Here is an 18,103-nt window from a genome sequence, read left to right as displayed (position 1 = left end):
GGAAGTTGTCTGAATGTTCCGCAAATGCCGGCTGTGCCGACGGGGTCATGACTATCGTTTCGACCGATTGAACCGGCAATTCAAGACAATTGAGCACGACCGGCAAACTCAGCCCAAATTGCCAGCCGCGGAATTCCCGCCGAGAGACTAGGCGTGTGGCCGGATTGGGGCCCGCGAAACACACGAAAAAAGGAGGGATGCGTTTTTTGAGCCAGGACTTCAGGAAGGTTGCGCACTGGCGTTCGCTCAACGAAACGGAATGAATTCGCCTGTCAGCTCAGTCAGAAACGCCATTTAAGCAACAACTTTCGTGTGTTTCGCGTGTTTCGCGGGCCGCCCCGGTTTCTGCCGGAGCGGCCGTTTCTGAAGAAGCGAAAATCCACTCTTGACTGCCTACTACGTGGCGTAGTAGAATCGCCCTCCGACACGATGTAGGAGATCGCTTCGACGCGGATCGACACGGAGGAACGAATATGGCCGACAAGGGGCCGAGCATTTCTGGAACGGAGCTCGAAGTGCTCAAGGCGCTCTGGGACGAAGGGCCAGGCACGGTCCGCGAGTTAAACGATCGCCTCGGGGCGCGCGGCCGGCAGTGGGCCTACACCACCGTGCAAACGCTGCTCAATCGGCTCTGCGCGAAGGGGGTCGTCACCAGCGACAAGCGCGACGTGGCGCATGTGTATCGGCCGACGGTCTCGCGCGACGATTTGTTGGCCGATCGTTTGAACGATCTGGCGGGCGAGCTCTGCGAAGGCGCCTCGGCGCCGCTCGTGTTGGCGCTCGTGCAAGGCAAGCGATTCTCGAAATCCGAGTTGAAGCAATTCCGCGATCTGATTGACGAGTTGGAAAAGGGGAAAGGGAAATGATGAACCTCGAATGACGAATGCAGGGAGTTCTCTGCCGTTCATCGTTCCGCGTTCCTACTTTTTGACGGTACTGGCGACATGGCTTACTGGCTCCTGCACAATACGGTTTCGGCGGCGATCCTGGCCCTCGTGGCGTTGTTGATTTGCCATTGGCGTCCGGCGCAGCCGGCGCTGCGACATGCTTTGTGGCTGGTCGTGCTGGCCAAGCTTGTCGCGCCACCCTTGCCTGTGTGGAGCTTTGCCTCGCCCAGCGGTTGGAACGCGATCTGGTCGTCGATGGCACCCGACCTAACTTCTTCGGATGAAATCACTTGGCGACCTTCGTCGCATCCTGATAACACGACCGTCCACGAAGGACTGCCCTTGCCAGGTGCGCCCGAGTCGTTCGTTGTCTTGAACGGCGTCACGCAGGTTCTGCCGCCGGAACACGCCCATAATCATGCAGCCTATGCTCCGGTTGCGTGGACTGAATTGCTGACGTGGAACGATTGGAATCGATTCCTGTGGCGAACTTGGCTGGCGGCCATTGCCGGAATGGCGGTCTATCAGTTTTATCGCTGGCGGCGGTTCCAAGCGTTGCTCGCCACGACGAACTTTGCGCCGGATTGGCTGGTAGACGAAGTCGCCGCGGTAGCGCAGGAATTTCGCATCAGCGCGCCGGACGTCTGCGTGCTGGGCGTGCGTTGCACGCCGCTGGTGTGGGTGCTGGGACGCGTGCAACTGCTCTGGCCGGAAGCCATGTTGGCCGGGTTTTCGGCGGAATCGCGCCGCACGATCATCGCCCATGAGCTCGCGCACTTGGCGCGGCGCGATCATTGGGTCGCGCGGTTCGAGCTGGCGGCGACCGTGTTCTGGTGGTGGCATCCGCTGTTCTGGTACGTCCGCGCCATGTTGCACGACGCGGCGGAGCAAGCCTGCGATGCGCGGGTGACGCAATTGTTGCCGGCCGCGCGCAAGGCGTATGCCCAAGCGTTGGTGGAAGTGTGTGAATTGTTAGCCAAGGGAATCACGCCGGGGCCCGCGTTGGGCATCGGTTCGCAAACGAGAAGAGCCTTCGAACGGAGACTAACCATGATCATGCGAGAGAAGATCGCGTCGCGATTGTCGCTGGGCGCGGTAACCGGCGTGGGACTGTTGGCGTTGGTGGTGTTGCCGGGATTTACTCCAGCACAGAACTCGCCGCCGGCGCCGTCCAACCCTCCGATCGTCACCGCGGAGCCGGCGGTCCCTGGACTGCCAGCCACCGGCGCGCCGGCAGCATTGCCGGCGCCGTCGATCCCTGGCGAACCGCCTCGTGCGCCGAGCGCCGCTGCAGCTCTTTTGCCGCCACAGCCTGAACCGGCGGTTAACGCGCCCACCGATCCGTTTGCGGTGCCGGCGCCACCGCTGGACCCGCATGCCGGTTACCGGCCGCCCGCGGCGATGCCCGTACCAACGGGTGTGCCCAGCGCCACAGCCAACTACTACTGGACGGCCAGCGACGCTGCCGAAACAGCGGCGGAAGAAGTTGTGCATTTGACGCGGGCCACGTATCGCCTGCCGGCCGAGCTCGCCGAACCGTTCTCGCAATTCTTGAACGGAACGTTAGGTGACGTGGTGCAAGCCAATGTACAAGTGACGCAAACGCCGTCACCTTCGCCGAATGAAGGGCCGCAGACGGTATCTCGCCTCATCGTCACCGCGGACGAAGAGACGCAAAAAATCGTCGGCCATTTCATCGGACTGCTGCGGACGCGTGGCAAGGCGAATCCGCTCGCCACGGCGTCGACGCGCACGATGAACGTCGAGTTCTATGGGCCGACGACCAAGCCCGGCTTCGATGACTTGGCGCTGCCGACCGCGGAAGAACCGGCGACAAGATACGCGCCGGGACATCCCGTTCAAGCCACTCAGAAAGGCGGTTCGGTCAAGCATCCCGAGATGGATCCGTTTGCCGCGTCTGCGGAAGAAAAACTACGGCCGGTGGATCCAGCCAGCGCACGGCCCGCGAGAACCTTGCCGGAACCGCCAAGAGAGTAGTGCAATGTCAAAGCCTGATTTTCGGGCTGCTTGAAAGCGAGGGTGGCTGGGGTCGAGCGTACTCGCTCGCCCCCAGCCCGCTAGTCCTGGGGGCGAATGAGTACATTCGACCCCAGCCACCCAGGCGTATTGATGACCTGAACTGTTGGCTTTGAGAGAGCAGTAGTCCGCCACCACAATGCAGCGACACAAAGTTCGAGCCGCGGGGGTTTTCTCCGCGGCTCGCTTCGTTTCAGCGCGCGGTCAAACGGTAGACGGCGTCCTCTCCCCATCGCTGGCCCTTCGGGTTGGTGTGAGGGTTGTCACTTCGTTGATCCAATCGACGACGCGCCAGTCGATCCATCGCGTGTCCGGATCGTCGCCGCGGCGGGCGAGGAAGCCGAGGTGGCCGCCGCCTTCCGCGATGCGGATGTCGACGCTGGAAGACGCGGCGGTGGTGCGAAAGACTTCACTCGGAATCATCGGGTCGTCGGCCGCAGCAATGATGCGCGTTGGCAGTCGGATGTTTTTCAAGCCCAGCGCAGAGCTCGCCGTGTGGTAATAGTTCTCGGCGTCGCCGAACCCGCAGATTGGCGCGGTGAACGTGTCGTCAAACTCGAACAGCGTGCGTGGGCGATGCGCATAATCCGCGCCGGGCGCGTCGGCAATCTGGCGGTGCTTTTCGTGCAGTTGCCGGAGCAACATGCGCACGAAATGGCGGTCGTACAGCCGATTGCGCCGCGCCCCGAGCCGCGCCGAGCAGGCGCGCAAATCAATCGGCGGGCAAATCGCCAGGCAATCGCTCAAACCTGCACAGGACACTTCGCCGAGTTCGCCGCAGAGTTTGAGCGCGATATTGCCGGACAACGAAAAGCCGATCATCGACACGGGCGAGCCGGGACAAAATTGCTCAATGAACTGAAGTGCGGCCACCGCGTCTTCAGTCCGCCCGCTGTGATACGGCCAACGGGCGAGTCCGAAGCCGGCGCCGCAACCGCGCAAATCTAAACGAAAGACGCGCACGCCGCGCACCGTGAGCTTCGCCGCGATGCGAACCATGTAACCGCTTTGATAGCAGCCGGCGAGACCGTGCATCAACAGCGCAGCGCGATCGCCGGCGCTCCAATGAGGCGGACAATCATCGTGCAACACGAGTTGATCGCCGTCCTCGAGCGTCAGGCGATGCTGCTTCGCCCGATACACGTGCCCGCCTTGCGGCAAATAGACGGCGGCGATGGTTTGCAAATCGCCGCCCGGCGCGAGCGGATGCGGACGAAACCGAGGGAAGGTTCCATTGCCGCTCATGCCGAGTGCGCCGCGGCGTCGGCGCCGAGAGCTTTTCCATCGAGCGGTTCGTTTTCCCGCGCGCGGGCCCAGCGCACGTGGGCGCGGCGTTCGACGGCGTCGTAGGCCGTGCCGGCGACGACAAAGATCACGGCGAACATTAGCCCCACGGCGAAGCCGGCGACGAACGACGAGACTGACGTAGTTGTAAACCGCAAGATCGCGGCCACCACCGCGCAGCCCGTCACCAACGCGAAGATCCCGCGCGTGGTGAACTGACCGCCTTCGGATTCATGATCCATGGATGTACTCGCCGTTAATGCACGTTCGCATTATAGCTGCCACGCGCGGGAAGCAATAAGCCCAGGGGAGGCCCTCAAAGACATCGAAAACAGAACCGTCTCGGGAGGCCTCCCCTGGGTCGCGCGCCACGGCGCTGCCGAACCCCAGGGCAGGCCGCCATAGTCCACGCAACCTTCCAAGTCGTTGCTAGCCTCCCCTGGGCTTAGCGCTGTCGCGCGAAATCGCGCCGCTCATTTTCTTGCGATGGCGCGCCGCCAGCCTTAGAATGCGTCCGCACGGCCGCGGGGCATTTACCAAGGGGAGGTGGAACGGCGTGCTGCAATACGATTTCGAGAATAGCGTTGCGTACTGGGTGTTCGCCACGGCGCATGAGATGGCCCGGGCAATGAACACCGAGCTCGCCGCCTGCGGGATTACGTTTCGCCAATGGGAAGTGCTGGTCTGGCTCTCGCACGAGGGAGACGTCTCCCAAACGGAACTGGCCGATCGCATGGGCATCGAGGCCCCGACGCTGGTCGGCGTGCTCGACCGCATGGAACGCGACGGCTGGATTCACCGCGTGCAAAGCGACACCGACCGCCGCAAAAACCTGATCCGCCCCACGGAACAAGTTCGCCCGGTCTGGGAACAAATGGTGGCCTGCGCGCAGAGAATTCGCGCGCGGGCGACTGCGGAAATGTCGGCGGAGCAACTTGGCGAACTACGCGGCCTGCTGGCCATGATGCGCGTGGGGATTACGGGCTCGGACGTCTGCTCCCGTCCCAAACCGGCGGCCTCGCCAACGTAAAAAGCGTCCGAAGTTCCTCTTCTGAAGCCGGTCTCTGTGAGGCCGGCCGGAGAGGACGTTGCACCTTCGAATGCGCCGATCCAATGCAGATTCTTTAACCACGAAAAGCCGGAAAGACACGAACGGTTCTGGCGCGGTGGTTGACTGACAACGCGCGTTTCTCTTGTACCGAGCTCCTGTTCGTGTTTTTCGTGCCTTTCGTGGTTCCAGATCGCCACGACCAGCGCCCCCTAGGTCACAGACCTCGGCTACAGAAGGCGGTGCATTGGCAGGTTGCTGGTGGCAGGCAATGATGGTGGGCATTCACCCTTGCCTTACTGCCTGTCGCACCGCGGATCGGATTCTATGTCGAAGAGCAATCGCCAAGGTTCCCTGTTCGATGCCCCCGACGACGCGGCACCTGCGGAGCGCGTCACGATCACGACGACGGTCGCCGCACCAGTCGTGATCGCGGAAGTCCCCCTGACCACTCCCTCCGTCTACGTCATTGACGCCAATAGCCTGATCTTTCAGGTGTTTCATGCCATTCCGGAGATGACCAGCCCCGCCGGGGAGCCGGTCAATGCCGTATATGGGTTTACGCGCGATCTGTTGTTCTTGCTCGAAAAGAAGCAGCCGACGTATTTGTTTTGCGCGTTTGATATGTCGGGGCCGACGTTTCGGCATTTGATGTATGAGCAGTACAAGGGGCAGCGCAGCGAGATGCCGGATGAGTTGGTGCCGCAGTTTCCGAAGATTCGCCGCGTCGTCGAGGCGCTGCACATTCCGATTCTGGAATCGCCCGGCTTCGAGGCGGACGACATTCTGGCGACGCTCGCCCGACTGACCGATGAGCGCGGTTGGGAGGGCTATCTCGTGACCGGCGACAAGGATTGCCGGCAATTGATCACCGAGCGCGTGAAGGTGCTCAACGTGCGCAAGGATCAGGTGTACGGCGAGGCGGAGTTGCAGGCCGATTGGGGCGTGCGGCCGGATCAGGTCGTCGACTTTCAGGCCATGGTCGGCGACTCGGTCGACAACGTGCCCGGCGTTCCGCAGATCGGCCCCAAGGCGGCGTGCGAACTGCTCAACAAATACAACACGTTGGAAGGCGTCTACGAGCATTTGGAGGAAATCACCGCGGCGAAACGCAAGCAAACACTAGCCGACCATCGCGACCAGGCGTTTCTCAGCCAGCAACTCGCACGGCTCGATCAACATATGCCGCTCGACATCGACTGGGACGCCGGACGTGCCGGCGGATTCATGCCGGCAAACTTGTTGAAGTTATTCGGCGAGTTCGGCTTTCATCGCTTCGGCGAGCAGGTGAAAGCCTTGGCCACCAAGTTGGGCCAGGAAGTTCCCCTCGACGTGGCGGATGCACCGGCCGTGCCGCAGAGTTCTGACTGGAATACTCAGTACCAGGTCGTCGATACGCTGCCAGCGTTGCAGGAACTCGTCGCCGCGATGTCGCAGCAGACGCTGCTGTCGTTCGACACCGAAACGACGCACGTCAATCCGGCGCACGCGGACCTCGTGGGCTTTTCATTCGCCTGGGAGCCAGGCAAGGCCTTCTACGTGCCGGTGCGCGGGCCGGCGGGTGACCGCGTGATCGAGCCGAGCGTCGCGCTCGAAACCTTGCGACCGGTGTTGGAAAACGACGCGATCAAGAAGCTGGGGCAGAATCTCAAGTACGACATCGTCGCGCTGCGCACCGCCGGCGCGGAGCTGCGCGGCGTGGCCGCAGATACGATGGTGGCGAGTTACTTACTCGACGCCGGCGAACGCATTCACAACCTCGACGAACTCGCCGAGCGCTATCTCCATCACACGAATATCAAGATCACGGAGTTGATCGGCTCGGGCAAGAATCAAAAACGGATGGACGAAGCGCCGGTCGCGGCCGTCGGGCAATACGCGGCGGAAGACGCCGACGTGCCGTTGCGCTTGTGGCCGATCTTGGAGCAGCAGCTTCTGGATGCGAACTTGATGGAACTATTCGACACGCTCGAAGTGCCATTGATTGAGGTGTTGGCGGAACTGGAATCGAACGGCATCAAGGTCGATGTCGCCCATCTGCAAGGACTCAGCGAAAAGTATGGCGTGCGGATCGTGGAGTTAGAGCGGGAAGTTTACGAGCTCGCGGGGCATGAGTTCAACATCGCCTCGCCCAAGCAATTGCAGCAAGTGCTGTTCGTAGAGCAAGGGCTGCCGGTCTTGAAAAAAACTAAGACGGGCCCCAGTACCGACGCGGAAGTTTTGGAAGAACTAGCGGCACAACATCCGTTGCCGGCGAAGATCCTGGAATACCGGCAATTCGCCAAGCTCAAAGGCACCTACGTTGATGCGTTGCCGGCGCTGGTCAATCCGCGCACGGGACGTGTCCACGCTGGCTTTCATCAGGCGGTCGCCGCGACGGGACGACTCAGTTCCAGCGACCCCAACCTGCAAAACATTCCCATTCGCACTGAAACCGGGCGCGAAATCCGTGCGGCGTTTCTGCCCGGCGAGCCTGGTTGGAAATTGCTCGCCGCCGATTATTCGCAAATCGAGCTGCGCGTGTTGGCCCATTTTTCCCGCGACGAAACGCTCTGCGCGGCGTTCGCCCAAGACGAGGACATTCACACGCTGGTCGCCAGCCAGGTGTATGGCGTCTCCCTCGGAGAGGTGACCAAAGAAATGCGGCGAGCCGCCAAGGCGGTGAATTTCGGCATCGTCTATGGGCAAAGTCCCTTCGGGCTTGCCAAACAATTGGGCATCGACCAGGTGGCGGCGGCCAAGTTCATTGATGAGTACTTTGCCCGGTATCCTGGCGTGGAATCGTTTATGGCGCAAACGCTGGCGGAATGCCGGGCGACAGGCTATGTTAAAACGATCCTGGGACGTCGGCGCGCCATCCAAGGCGTACGTTCCGACGCCGGCCGGCAACGCAATCTACCGGAACGGACTGCGATCAATACGGTCATCCAGGGCTCCGCCGCCGATTTGATCAAGCGCGCGATGGTCGCCATCTACCGCCGGATGAAATCGGAACGGCTCGCGGCCCGGATGTTGCTACAAATCCACGACGAACTGGTATTCGAGGCTCCTGAAGCAGAGCTTGGCGTATTGGCCAAACTCGTCTCCGAGGAGATGGCGTCCGGAATTGCGCTGTCGGTGCCGGTGAAGATCGACGTGAAAATTGGCGCCAACTGGGCGGCGGTGGAAGCGGCGATTTGATTCCGTTTTTCACCGCGGAGACGCGGAGGGAAGCGAGAGGAGAGAGAAGTGAGAACCAGGATGTTTACGGCATCCACGTTCTTCAATGCGACTGTTCTGGCACTCCTCAGCTACAGAAGAACGCGCAAGAGTTTACGATTTTCTGCGAAAAACTTACTGCGGAGGAGTGAGCCTTTGCTGGGCTCGTTGCGTATCATTGGGCTGTTGGGGGGCGTGGCGAGCGGAAAAAGCCTCGTCGCCGAGCAGTTTCGCGCCTTGGGCGCCGGCGTTTTGGACGCCGACCGCGCCGGGCATGAGACGCTGCATGAGCCGGAGATTAAGGACGCGTTACGAAACCAGTTTGGCGACGCCGTGTTGGATGATACGGACGAAGTCGATCGCCAGGCGCTGGCCGACCAAGTATTTGGCCCACAACCCGAACACAAAGAGAATCTGGCATTCCTGGAGCGTCTGACGCATCCGCGCATCGCGGATCGGTTGGAATCCCAGGCCGAAGCTTGGGCTGAGTCCGGCGCGACCATCGCGGTTCTGGACGCGGCGGTGATGCTTCGGGCCGGTTGGAACAGAGTTTGCGATTTTGTCTTGTTTGTCGAAGCTCCGGACGAGGTCCGCTTGGCGCGGGCGTTGGCACGGGGCTGGACGGAGCCCGAGTTTCGCGCGCGCGAGGCAGCGCAAGAATCGTTGGAGACCAAGCGCGGATTTGCCGACCAAGTGATAGATAACTCCGCTACAGCGGAGTATACTCAATCACAGGTGGAGCGTTTCTGGCGATTCTTGGTCAGTTCTCCGCCTGGCAGTGAAATCCCTCCCGAGTCGCCTTTCAGCGAGTAGTTTCCGCATGTCACAGTCGTCTTGGCCCTGCGCCCCAGCGCCGGTTGGGCCACGGCGACGATAGGTTTTGCGCCTCATCCCAGCCAGCGACGCCTCTCCGGCAAACGTCGCCAGCACTGCGCATCGCGCCCCCACAAGGCGTCGCCTTTCCATACCCAACCCACGCAGCTATTTAACACGCACACCCCGCCCGTGAGCGCTTAACTTGCGCTTGCACAGAACGCCCCTAGAGGAGCTTGCGCAGTCATGTCGGACATGAAGAGCACCGAGGCTAAATCCGCCAACAAGTTGACGCGTGGGCGCCGTCAGAATGGTGCACCGCCGGCCTCCTCGTCGCAGGCAGGAGACCGCGAGCACAATCCGTATGACGACGAGCATGAGCCGCTGTCGCTCGCCGAAGAGCTCGCCGAAGAGGGCTACGATCGGGAAACCGACGCCCCCTACGAGCAGGTTAAGCAGGGCGATATTCACATCGCCGAGCTGCAGCGGATGGGCATGCCGCAGTTGATCGAACTGGCGCGCACCGAAAATCTCAATGACTACACGGGCATCAAGAAGCAGGATCTGATCTTCAAGATCCTCAAAGAGCGGGTGAAGCTCAACGGGCTGATGTTCGGCGAAGGGACGCTGGAAGTCCTGCCGGACGGTTTCGGCTTCCTCCGCAGCCCGGACTATCACTATCTTTCCTGCCCGGATGACATCTACGTCTCGCCAAGCCAGATTCGCCGCTTCGGTCTGCGGACCGGCACCACGGTGTCCGGACAGATCCGTCCGCCTAAGGAAAACGAACGCTACTTTGCGCTCTTACGCGTCGAGGCCATCAACTACCAGGACCCCAACGTCGTTTCGGAGCGGATTTTCTTCGATGACCTGACGCCGATCCATCCGGACAAACGCATTGTCCTCGAAGCCGAGGCGGACGAAGTCAGCATGCGAGTGGTCGACATGATCGTGCCGATCGGTTTCGGTCAGCGCGGACTGATCGTCAGCCCGCCGCGGGCCGGCAAGACGATTCTGTTGCAGAAAATGGCCAAGAGCGTGCTGCGTAATCACCCCGAATGCTACGTGATTATGCTTCTGATCGACGAACGCCCGGAAGAGGTCACCGACATGGAGCGCAATGTGAAGTGCGCGAATTGCGAAGTGATCAGCTCCACGTTCGACGAGCCTGCGGCGCGGCACATCCAAGTCGCGGAGATGGTCAGCGAAAAGGCCAAACGGATGGTCGAATACGGCCACGACGTGGTGATTTTCCTCGACTCGATCACGCGGCTCGCCCGGGCGTTTAACTCGGAATGCCCGAACTCCGGCAAGATTCTCTCCGGCGGCGTCGACGCCAACGCGTTGCAGAAGCCGAAGCGCTTCTTCGGCGCCGCGCGGCGCGTGGAAGAGGGAGGCTCGTTGACGATCCTAGCGACGGCGCTCGTCGATACCGGCAGCCGGATGGACGAAGTGATCTTCGAGGAGTTCAAGGGGACGGGCAACCTGGAAATCGTGCTGGATCGCAAGTTGGTCGACAAACGCATCTGGCCGGCGATCGACATCAACCGCTCCGGCACCCGGCGCGAGGAAATGCTCCTCGACCCAGACGAATATCGCCGCATCTGCATTCTCCGCCGCGTGCTGAACGACATGAGCCCGGCGGACGCGATGGAACTGCTGACGACGCGCCTGGCGAAGACGAAGAGCAACGCGGAGTTTTTGATGAGTATGAATATGAAGACGTAAGGGGAGGAGAATCACTATGTCATCCGCGGAGATTCGTGGTGTCGTGCATGGGCACACCGTCGTGCTTTCGGGCGATTCGTGCGCCTTGCCGGAGGGCACTGAAGTCGTCGTTACGCCAGTTGCTACGCCAAAGCGTGGTTCGCCTCAGGCGGTCTTGGCGGCATTGGCGAAACATCCCCCGATGTCAGCGGAAGTGGCGGAAAAGATGCGCGCTGACATTGAAATGGCCTTTGAACAAATTGAAGACGATGATGCTTGATGCCATTATGCTCGATTCGTCGGTGGCAATTGAGTTGTTGGAAGGCAATGCCGCCGCGCATTCGTGGATACGGCAGTTTCCTCGACTTGAACTGTCTGTTGTGAGCATTGCCGAACTTCACTTCGGTGCCATAAACTCGGCGTATCCCGCTGCGGAGTTGGCCCGACTAAATAGTTTGGTAACAGATTGTGTTGTCATTGAATTGGATTCCGCGGCGGCAATTGCCTATGCGGAGTTGAAGTTGGATTTGCAATGCATTGGCAAGCGGATCCCGGAGAATGATCTCTGGATAGCGGCTTCATGTTTTGCACGTGGTCTGAAACTGGCTTCGGTGGATCGGCACCATTTGTGGATTGCACGACTTTCGGTCGTGCATTGGTAGCAAGTCGTTCGGCGAGTTGAGAACATGCCCCACACCTTCGAAGGACAACTCGCCGCTGTTCCCGGTCGCTATGCGATCGTCGTCGCGCGCTATAACGAGTCGATTACCTCGCGCCTCCTGAGCGGCGCACTTGAAACCCTCGCAACGCACGGCGTGTCGGATGACCTGGTGGACGTCGCCTGGGTGCCGGGGGCGTTCGAAATTCCCGTCGCCGCCGCGGCCCTGGTCCGCAGTGGGCGATATCGCGCCGCACTTTGCCTGGGGGCGGTGATCCGCGGTGAAACGACCCACGACGAGCATATTAACCGGGCCGTCAGCCTGGCGATCAGCGAGTTGAGCCTGGAAACCGGCGTGCCGGTCATTTTTGGCGTGCTGACCTGCAACAATTTGGAGCAGGCGATCCACCGGGCCGGCGGAAATGTCGGCAATAAAGGGGTGGAATGCGCCGAAGCGGCGCTCCGCATGGCCCAGTTGCTCGACCAACTTGCCCATCGCGCCGCCCCCCCGCGATCGTAATCGTCGCTGCTATAATGTCGGTGGGGATCGGCGGGCTGTGGCCCCGTTGGCCAATTCATTCGTGCGTTTGATCGGCGTTCATGTCACGTCGCAGTCGTGCTCGGGAAGTCGCCCTGCAGGTATTGTTTCAGGACGACTTGAACCCGGGCCATAATCCAGCGGACACCGACGCTTTCTTGGTTCGGCGACTCAAAGCGCCGGAGTTAGTGGAGCTCGCGCGCTCGCTGGTCTCGGGTGTTCGCCGCAACCGGAGCGAGTTGGACGAACTGCTGGGCAAGACCGCCGAGAACTGGACCCTGGCCCGCATGGCGGCCACCGACCGCAACGTCCTGCGGCTGGGGGCCTACGAAATCCTCTTCGCCGACACGCCCGACCGCGTGGCCATCAACGAGGCCGTGGAACTGGCCAAGCGCTTCGGCAGCAAGCATTCGGCGCAATTCGTGAATGGAATCCTGGATCGCTTCCTTGCTGGGCATGGAAAGTAGTGAGGGGAGTTTGAAGTTTGAAGTGTTCAGTTTTCAGTCATTTTGAACACGCCAGACTTCCATCAAACCTCGTGTCTGGCCCCACTGAAAACTGAACACTGAAAACTTCAAACTATCCATGGGCATACTCGATCGCTTTCGTCGTGGGACCAAGGATGAACCAGCCGAAGCGAAGGCGCCGCCTCTGGTTGCGCCTCCTGCTGAGCCTGTAGCGGAGCCGGTTGCCGCCGCCAAGATCGAAACTCCAGCGGTGCAGCCCGCTGAGGTGAAGGAAGAGGCGCCGAAGGGCCTATTCGCGAAGTTCAAGGATGGCCTGCGCAAGACGGCGCAGCTGCTCAAGACGGACGTTCGCGACCTGTTCAAGAGCGAAGGGCGGCTCGTCGACGACGCGTTTCTCGATGAATTACTCGAAGCGCTGATCAAAACCGACATGGGGGTCAACGCGGCGCAAGAGACCGTTGAGCAGGTCCGCAAGGATTTCCGCGGGCGCGTCGTCGAGATGTCGGACGTCCTGGAAACAGTGAAGGCAAAGCTCAAGTCGCTGATGGCTCAGCCCGAGGAGCCAATCCGGTTCGCTCCGTCCGGCCCGACCGTGATTATGGTCGCCGGCGTCAACGGAGCCGGAAAGACAACGTCGATCGCCAAGCTTACCCAGATGTTTCGGTCGCAGGGTAAAACGGTGGTCCTCGGCGCCGGTGACACGTTCCGCGCCGCGGCTGTCGAACAACTCGGCATCTGGGCCGATCGCCTCGGCGCACGGATCGTCAAAGGCGAACAGGGGCGCGACCCAGCCAGCGTCGCCTACAAGGCGGTGGAGACAGCGCTGGCCGACGGGATCGACGTCTGCATCGTCGACACCGCGGGACGCCTGCAAACGCAGCAGAACCTGATGCGCGAGCTGACCAAGATTCAAACCTCGATCAGCAAGCAGATTCCCGATGCCCCGCACGAGGTCCTGCTCGTCCTGGACGCAACCACGGGCCAGAACGGGATCAGCCAGGCCAAGCACTTTGCCGAGGCCGTGAAGTGCTCGGGCATCGTGCTCGCCAAACTCGACGGGACCGCCAAGGGTGGCGTTGTTGTCGCCATTCGCCAGCAGATGGGCATTCCGGTGAAATACATCGGCGTGGGCGAAAAAGCAGCCGATTTGGCCCTGTTCGATCCCGGCGCCTTTGTCGACGCGCTCTTCGCGCCGATTGACTGAATCGCGTAGTAACACCGGAAAACTGCCTGCGACGGAGGCGTTCTATGCTGACAGTCTCGTTCTTGATCGGCGTCTTCGTCGCGGGGGCTGTCGTGCTTTACTACGGCGCCGAGGCAACGCTGCTCGGCGCAGTGAGCATCGCCACGCGGATGGGAATCAGCCAATTGGTCATTGGTTTGACGCTTGTCGCTTTCGGCACTTCCTGTCCGGAGTTGTCGCTGGATGTATCCGCGGCGCTCAAAGGTCAGACCGAATTGGCGTTTGGCGACCTGGTGGGGAGCAATATTGCGAATATCGGGCTGATTCTCGGACTGGCGGCAGTCCTTTGCCCATTGCATGTTCAAATGCGATTGTTGCGGGCGGAATTGCCCATCGTCATCGCGGTTTCGATTCTCGTGCTCGCCCTGGCCTGGGATGGCGTCATCAGCCGACAAGACGGGCTGTTCATGCTAGCCGGGTTCGTGTTGTTCACCGGATACTCGTATCGAGCAGCGCGGCAGGAATCGAGGAGCGTCCGGCGCGAAATTGAGGGGGCGGCCGAGGTTACAACCGGGAACAGGAAGAGCCTGCTGCTGATCGTCCTAGGCCTGGCGGGACTCGTCGCCGGGGCGCAACTCATGGTTTACGCCGCGGTGGAAATGGCCAGGCTGATCGGCGTTAGCGAGTTGATCATCGGGCTCACGATCGTGGCTCTGGGCACCTCGTTGCCGGAACTTGCCACCTCCGTAGTCGCCGCCCGGCGTGGGGACGCGGACATCGTTGTCGGGAACGTCATCGGGTCGAATATCTTTAATCTTTTGTTGATCTTGGCTCTTGTGGCCGTAATTCATCCGGTGCCTGTCGAAGCTCGCTCGCTCTACATCGACCTGCCGGTGATGATCGCCTTCGCCGTCGCCTTGGTTCCAATTATGTTACGCGGCATGGTAGTGAGCCGGAACGAGGGCCTGTTTCTGGTGGCCGGAATGCTCGCCTTTCTGGGCTGGCAGCTTTATTCGGCGATCGTCGCCCACTAGGGCGACGGAGCGCTGATTCGTGTCAGTCTTCGAATACACCAACGAATTCGTGGTCGAGTCGGCGTCCATTCGGGCTCGTTGTCCCTGAAATCTCACGACTCAAGTGGCATTTCGCTAACGCGCAGCCGTAAACTTTGCGCATTCTCTCGCAATCGCGAGTTAGACCCCTCTGTCTGGGTAAACTCTGCCGCACAGCGAAGCTCTGCTTGTGGCGTAGGCAGTGCCATGCGGGGACGTCCGCTTGAACTAAGTAAACCCGGCACACCGAGAAAAGGGGAGAAGCAATCCGTTGAGGCGACGATTCTCCCCGTGGCCCCGACGGTTCAAAGCAGTCACGGACAACCCGACGCGGTCCTGGCACGACTGTCCGGGTCGACATCACCCAGTATCTTTGTTGCAAGACCTGCACGAAGGAGTGACGCCATGAGGATCAGGAGGATTGGGGGCGCTTTGGTAGCGCTCGGCGTAGCAGGCCTGACGGCCTTCGCGCAGCAATCGAATGCACAGTCGCTGCAGCAGCCGGCCTCGTATACGTCATACACGTATGACGCGTACGCTCAAGACGAGGAAGCCGCTTCGCCCAGCGACGAAGAACCCGCCGCTCCGGAACCGGCCGACGAAGCCGACATGGACGCGGAGGACGAGTCAGCCGCCGCCGCGGAAGAAGCCGAGGAATGCGATGAGTGCGCTGAAGCCGAGGAAGAAGGTCCCTACCGGGTCTTCTCCGGCTGTTGGCTCGACGAGCACAACATCACCATTGCCGGCTGGATCAACGGCGGTTACACCTGGAACCCGGACAATCCCGGCAACGGGTACAACGGCCCGGTGACGTTCCAGGATCGCGCCAACGAAGGCCAACTCAACCAGGCTTACTGGTACGCCCAGAAATCACTGGACACTGAGTGCGGCTTCGACGTCGGCGGTCGCGTGGACCTGCTGTACGGCACCGACTACTTCTACACCACGGCTCTCGGCCTTGAAACCGAGAACGACGGTACGCAAAAGTGGAACGAAGACAAACCGAATGACCCGATTCGTCGGGCCGCACAGTACGGCCTGGCGATGCCCCAGGTGTACGCTGAGTTCGGCTACTACGACTTGAGCGTCAAAGTCGGTCACTACTACGCTCCGATCGGCTACCAAGTGGTAACCGCCCCGGGCAACTTCTTCATCACTCAGCCTTACACCTTCCAATACGGCGAACCGTTCACTCAGACCGGCGCGTTGGCGACCTACAAGCTCAACGACCGGGTGAGCGTGATCGGCGGTATTGATCGTGGCTGGGACAAGTGGGAAGACGACAACGACAACTTGAGCGGACTGGCAGGGTTCTTCTGGACGAGCGAGAACGGCAAGACCGCCATCGCGTGGGCTGGCACGTCGGGCGATGAGAACGCGATCACCGGCATCACCGGCAATCGCTCCTTGTCTTCCTTGGTGGTCACCCGCAACCTGACCGACAAGTGGCAATACGTCTTCCAGAACGACATCGGCTGGCAAGACGACGCCGCGCAGAATCCGTTCGGCGGTCCGGTTGAGGACGCTGAGTGGTATGGCGTCAACCAGTACCTGTTCTACACGGTGAACGACTGCTGGAAAGTCGGCTTCCGTGGCGAATGGTTCCGGGATGACGACGGGGCTCGCGTTCGCTTCTTCGACAACCTGGCTGACAACGAAGCCAACTGGTACGAAGTCGCGGCCGGCCTGAACTACTTCCCCAACAAGAACGTCACGTTCCGCACGGAAGCTCGCTGGGACTGGTCGGACGGCCGCCTGCCGCCCTCGGCCGGAACCGGTTCGCCCACAACGCTGCAACCGTACGACGATCTTTCGGATGGAAGCCGGTTCATCTGGACGAGCGACGTGATCGTCCAGTACTAAGCTGAACGATAACCAGCAACAAAGACGTTACTCCTCAACGGCGTCGCCCAGACCGCAAGGTTCGGGCGACGCCGATTTTTTTTGCGCAATGCGGGAATCCCGCTACTGGACTGCATCAGTAGGCGGACGGGGGAATGTCGAATGACGAAATCCGAATGACGAATCAAGCTCGAATGGCGAATGTCTAAATGAACTGCCGCGGCACAGAAGTCAAACTGCGCCCGAGATCATTCAGTCATTCCAGCATTCGCCATTGATTCGACATTCGGATTTCGAGATTCGTCATTCGCGACCACAGCTGGCCGCGTGACGTCCGCACGCGAGACCAACGTCGCGACGGCAACGCGAGTTACCAGCCCATCACCATGTTGGACTCGATCACCTTGCGGGCGCGTTCCAGGTCGGTGCCGGTTTCGTGCATGTAGAGGCGGATGGCGTGGACCTTGTCGCCGTGCGCCTTCGACAGGCAATCGCGGGCCGTGTGACAGACGTCCACCGGGCCGCTGATGCCCAGGGCGCTCTTGGAAATGACCCAGGTGTCGCGCGGCCTGCGAATCAGCCGGAGCACCTTTTCGGTGGGGTAGGCGTCGGTCACGACGGCGGCGGCGGCGTCCTGATCCTGGGCCCAGGTAATGATAATGTGCGACTCGGTTTCAACCTCGAAGAGCGGCATCGCTACGGTCCCCCCCAAATTGGTTTTCAGACTAGTCATCCTCGGGCAAGCTGCCTGAGTGCTCACGGGACGAAGCACAGAGACGAGCGGATGCTCCCTACAGAACGCATGGTAAAAGCCTCGGCGGCATTCGTCAACGCGTGGCGGACGGTTCCAGGCGCGCGATGGAAAACACTGGCTCCCCACCGCTAGCAAGATTGCTAAAATGCGTGTTTCCCGCATTTGGAGCACCCCCACTTGGCCAGCGCAGTCCCGCTGCCGACGGCGCCACCCGCCTGGGACACCGTCGCGATCGTCGGCGTCGGCTTGATCGGCGGCTCGGTCGGCCGAGCCCTGCTGGAACGCGGACTCGCAAACCATGTGGTGGGCGTCGGCCGCCGAACCACCAGCCTGCGGGCCGCCAAGAAAGTCGGCGCCGTCACCGCCACGACCATGGACCTGGCGCGCGGCGTCTCGCGAGCGAATCTGGTCGTGATCTGCACGCCCGTCGAGCAGATCGCCGCACAAGCCTTGGTTGCAATGAATCATGCACCGGCCGGGGCCTTGATTACCGACGCGGGCAGCACCAAGCAGCAAATTGTCGCTGAGGTAGAGAAGAAACTCCCGACTGGCGGACGCTTCGTCGGCAGCCATCCCATGGCCGGTAGCGAGAAGAGCGGCCCCGGCGAAGCCCGTGAGGATCTCTTCGTCGGCCG

At 61.1% G+C, this 18,103-nt stretch carries 17 protein-coding genes; 14 read left to right on the top strand and 3 right to left on the bottom strand.

Annotated elements, in window-relative coordinates:
- The first annotated feature begins 473 nt into the window (after positions 1–473).
- Positions 474–866, top strand: a complete 393-nt coding sequence (locus tag SGJ19_15790) for a BlaI/MecI/CopY family transcriptional regulator (GenBank protein MDZ4781714.1) — start codon at positions 474–476, stop codon at positions 864–866.
- A gap of 78 nt (positions 867–944) precedes the next feature.
- Positions 945–2,885 (top strand): M56 family metallopeptidase, encoded by a 1,941-nt coding sequence (locus SGJ19_15785; protein MDZ4781713.1) that lies wholly within the window; start codon positions 945–947, stop codon positions 2,883–2,885.
- A gap of 243 nt (positions 2,886–3,128) precedes the next feature.
- On the opposite strand, the gene SGJ19_15780 is transcribed toward SGJ19_15785, so the two are convergent.
- Complete coding sequence (locus tag SGJ19_15780) at positions 3,129–4,169, bottom strand: alpha/beta fold hydrolase (GenBank protein ID MDZ4781712.1); 1,041 nt, start codon at positions 4,167–4,169, stop codon at positions 3,129–3,131.
- Positions 4,166–4,450 carry a hypothetical protein gene (locus SGJ19_15775; protein MDZ4781711.1) on the bottom strand — a complete coding sequence of 95 codons (285 nt, stop codon included), beginning with the start codon at positions 4,448–4,450 and terminating at the stop codon, positions 4,166–4,168. The genes SGJ19_15780 and SGJ19_15775 overlap by 4 nt, the downstream gene beginning before the upstream one ends.
- 314 nt (positions 4,451–4,764) lie before the next feature.
- Here SGJ19_15775 and SGJ19_15770 point away from each other — a divergent pair, with 314 nt between their 5' ends.
- The 11 genes from SGJ19_15770 to SGJ19_15720 all read left to right on the top strand — a co-directional run bounded on the left by SGJ19_15770 (position 4,765) and on the right by SGJ19_15720 (position 16,735).
- Positions 4,765–5,238, top strand: a complete 474-nt coding sequence (locus SGJ19_15770) for a MarR family transcriptional regulator (protein ID MDZ4781710.1) — start codon at positions 4,765–4,767, stop codon at positions 5,236–5,238.
- 345 nt (positions 5,239–5,583) lie between these two features.
- A complete protein-coding gene (gene polA / locus SGJ19_15765; GenBank protein MDZ4781709.1) occupies positions 5,584–8,436 on the top strand; it encodes a DNA polymerase I in 2,853 nt (950 codons plus the stop codon).
- 174 nt (positions 8,437–8,610) lie between these two features.
- Positions 8,611–9,267, top strand: a complete 657-nt coding sequence (gene coaE, locus SGJ19_15760) for a dephospho-CoA kinase (GenBank protein MDZ4781708.1) — start codon at positions 8,611–8,613, stop codon at positions 9,265–9,267.
- Positions 9,268–9,513: 246 nt separating this feature from the next.
- On the top strand, positions 9,514–10,995 hold the full coding sequence (rho, locus tag SGJ19_15755) for a transcription termination factor Rho (GenBank protein MDZ4781707.1): 1,482 nt from the start codon (positions 9,514–9,516) through the stop codon (positions 10,993–10,995).
- Positions 10,996–11,011: 16 nt separating this feature from the next.
- Entirely contained in the window at positions 11,012–11,254 is a 243-nt protein-coding gene (locus SGJ19_15750) for a hypothetical protein (protein ID MDZ4781706.1), read from the top strand.
- Entirely contained in the window at positions 11,244–11,636 is a 393-nt protein-coding gene (locus tag SGJ19_15745; protein MDZ4781705.1) for a PIN domain-containing protein, read from the top strand. Before SGJ19_15750 ends, SGJ19_15745 begins: the two co-directional genes overlap by 11 nt.
- A 24-nt stretch (positions 11,637–11,660) precedes the next feature.
- Positions 11,661–12,152, top strand: coding sequence for a 6,7-dimethyl-8-ribityllumazine synthase (ribH, locus tag SGJ19_15740; GenBank protein ID MDZ4781704.1), 492 nt, complete (start codon positions 11,661–11,663; stop codon positions 12,150–12,152).
- An 80-nt stretch (positions 12,153–12,232) separates the two neighbouring features.
- A complete protein-coding gene (gene nusB / locus SGJ19_15735; protein ID MDZ4781703.1) occupies positions 12,233–12,637 on the top strand; it encodes a transcription antitermination factor NusB in 405 nt (134 codons plus the stop codon).
- Positions 12,638–12,755: 118 nt separating this feature from the next.
- Positions 12,756–13,841 carry a signal recognition particle-docking protein FtsY gene (gene ftsY / locus SGJ19_15730; protein MDZ4781702.1) on the top strand — a complete coding sequence of 362 codons (1,086 nt, stop codon included), beginning with the start codon at positions 12,756–12,758 and terminating at the stop codon, positions 13,839–13,841.
- A gap of 44 nt (positions 13,842–13,885) precedes the next feature.
- Positions 13,886–14,854: a calcium/sodium antiporter gene (locus SGJ19_15725; protein ID MDZ4781701.1), complete on the top strand. Its 969-nt coding sequence runs from the start codon at positions 13,886–13,888 to the stop codon at positions 14,852–14,854.
- Between the two features lie 423 nt (positions 14,855–15,277).
- A complete protein-coding gene (locus SGJ19_15720) occupies positions 15,278–16,735 on the top strand; it encodes a porin (GenBank protein MDZ4781700.1) in 1,458 nt (485 codons plus the stop codon).
- A gap of 349 nt (positions 16,736–17,084) precedes the next feature.
- Here the strand turns inward: SGJ19_15720 and SGJ19_15715 are convergent, their stop codons facing one another.
- On the bottom strand, positions 17,085–17,408 hold the full coding sequence (locus tag SGJ19_15715) for a DUF6793 family protein (GenBank protein MDZ4781699.1): 324 nt from the start codon (positions 17,406–17,408) through the stop codon (positions 17,085–17,087).
- 237 nt (positions 17,409–17,645) lie between these two features.
- On the opposite strand from SGJ19_15715, the gene SGJ19_15710 reads away from it, so the two are divergent.
- Positions 17,646–18,103, top strand: a 458-nt coding sequence (locus SGJ19_15710) for a prephenate dehydrogenase/arogenate dehydrogenase family protein (protein ID MDZ4781698.1), incomplete at its 3' end; no start/stop codon positions are given.

It is taken from the genome of Planctomycetia bacterium (assembly GCA_034440135.1).
Classification (GTDB): Bacteria; Planctomycetota; Planctomycetia; order Pirellulales; family JALHLM01; genus JALHLM01.
The sequence above is the reverse complement of the archived record's forward strand: the minus strand, read 5'-3'. Positions and strand labels throughout refer to the sequence as shown.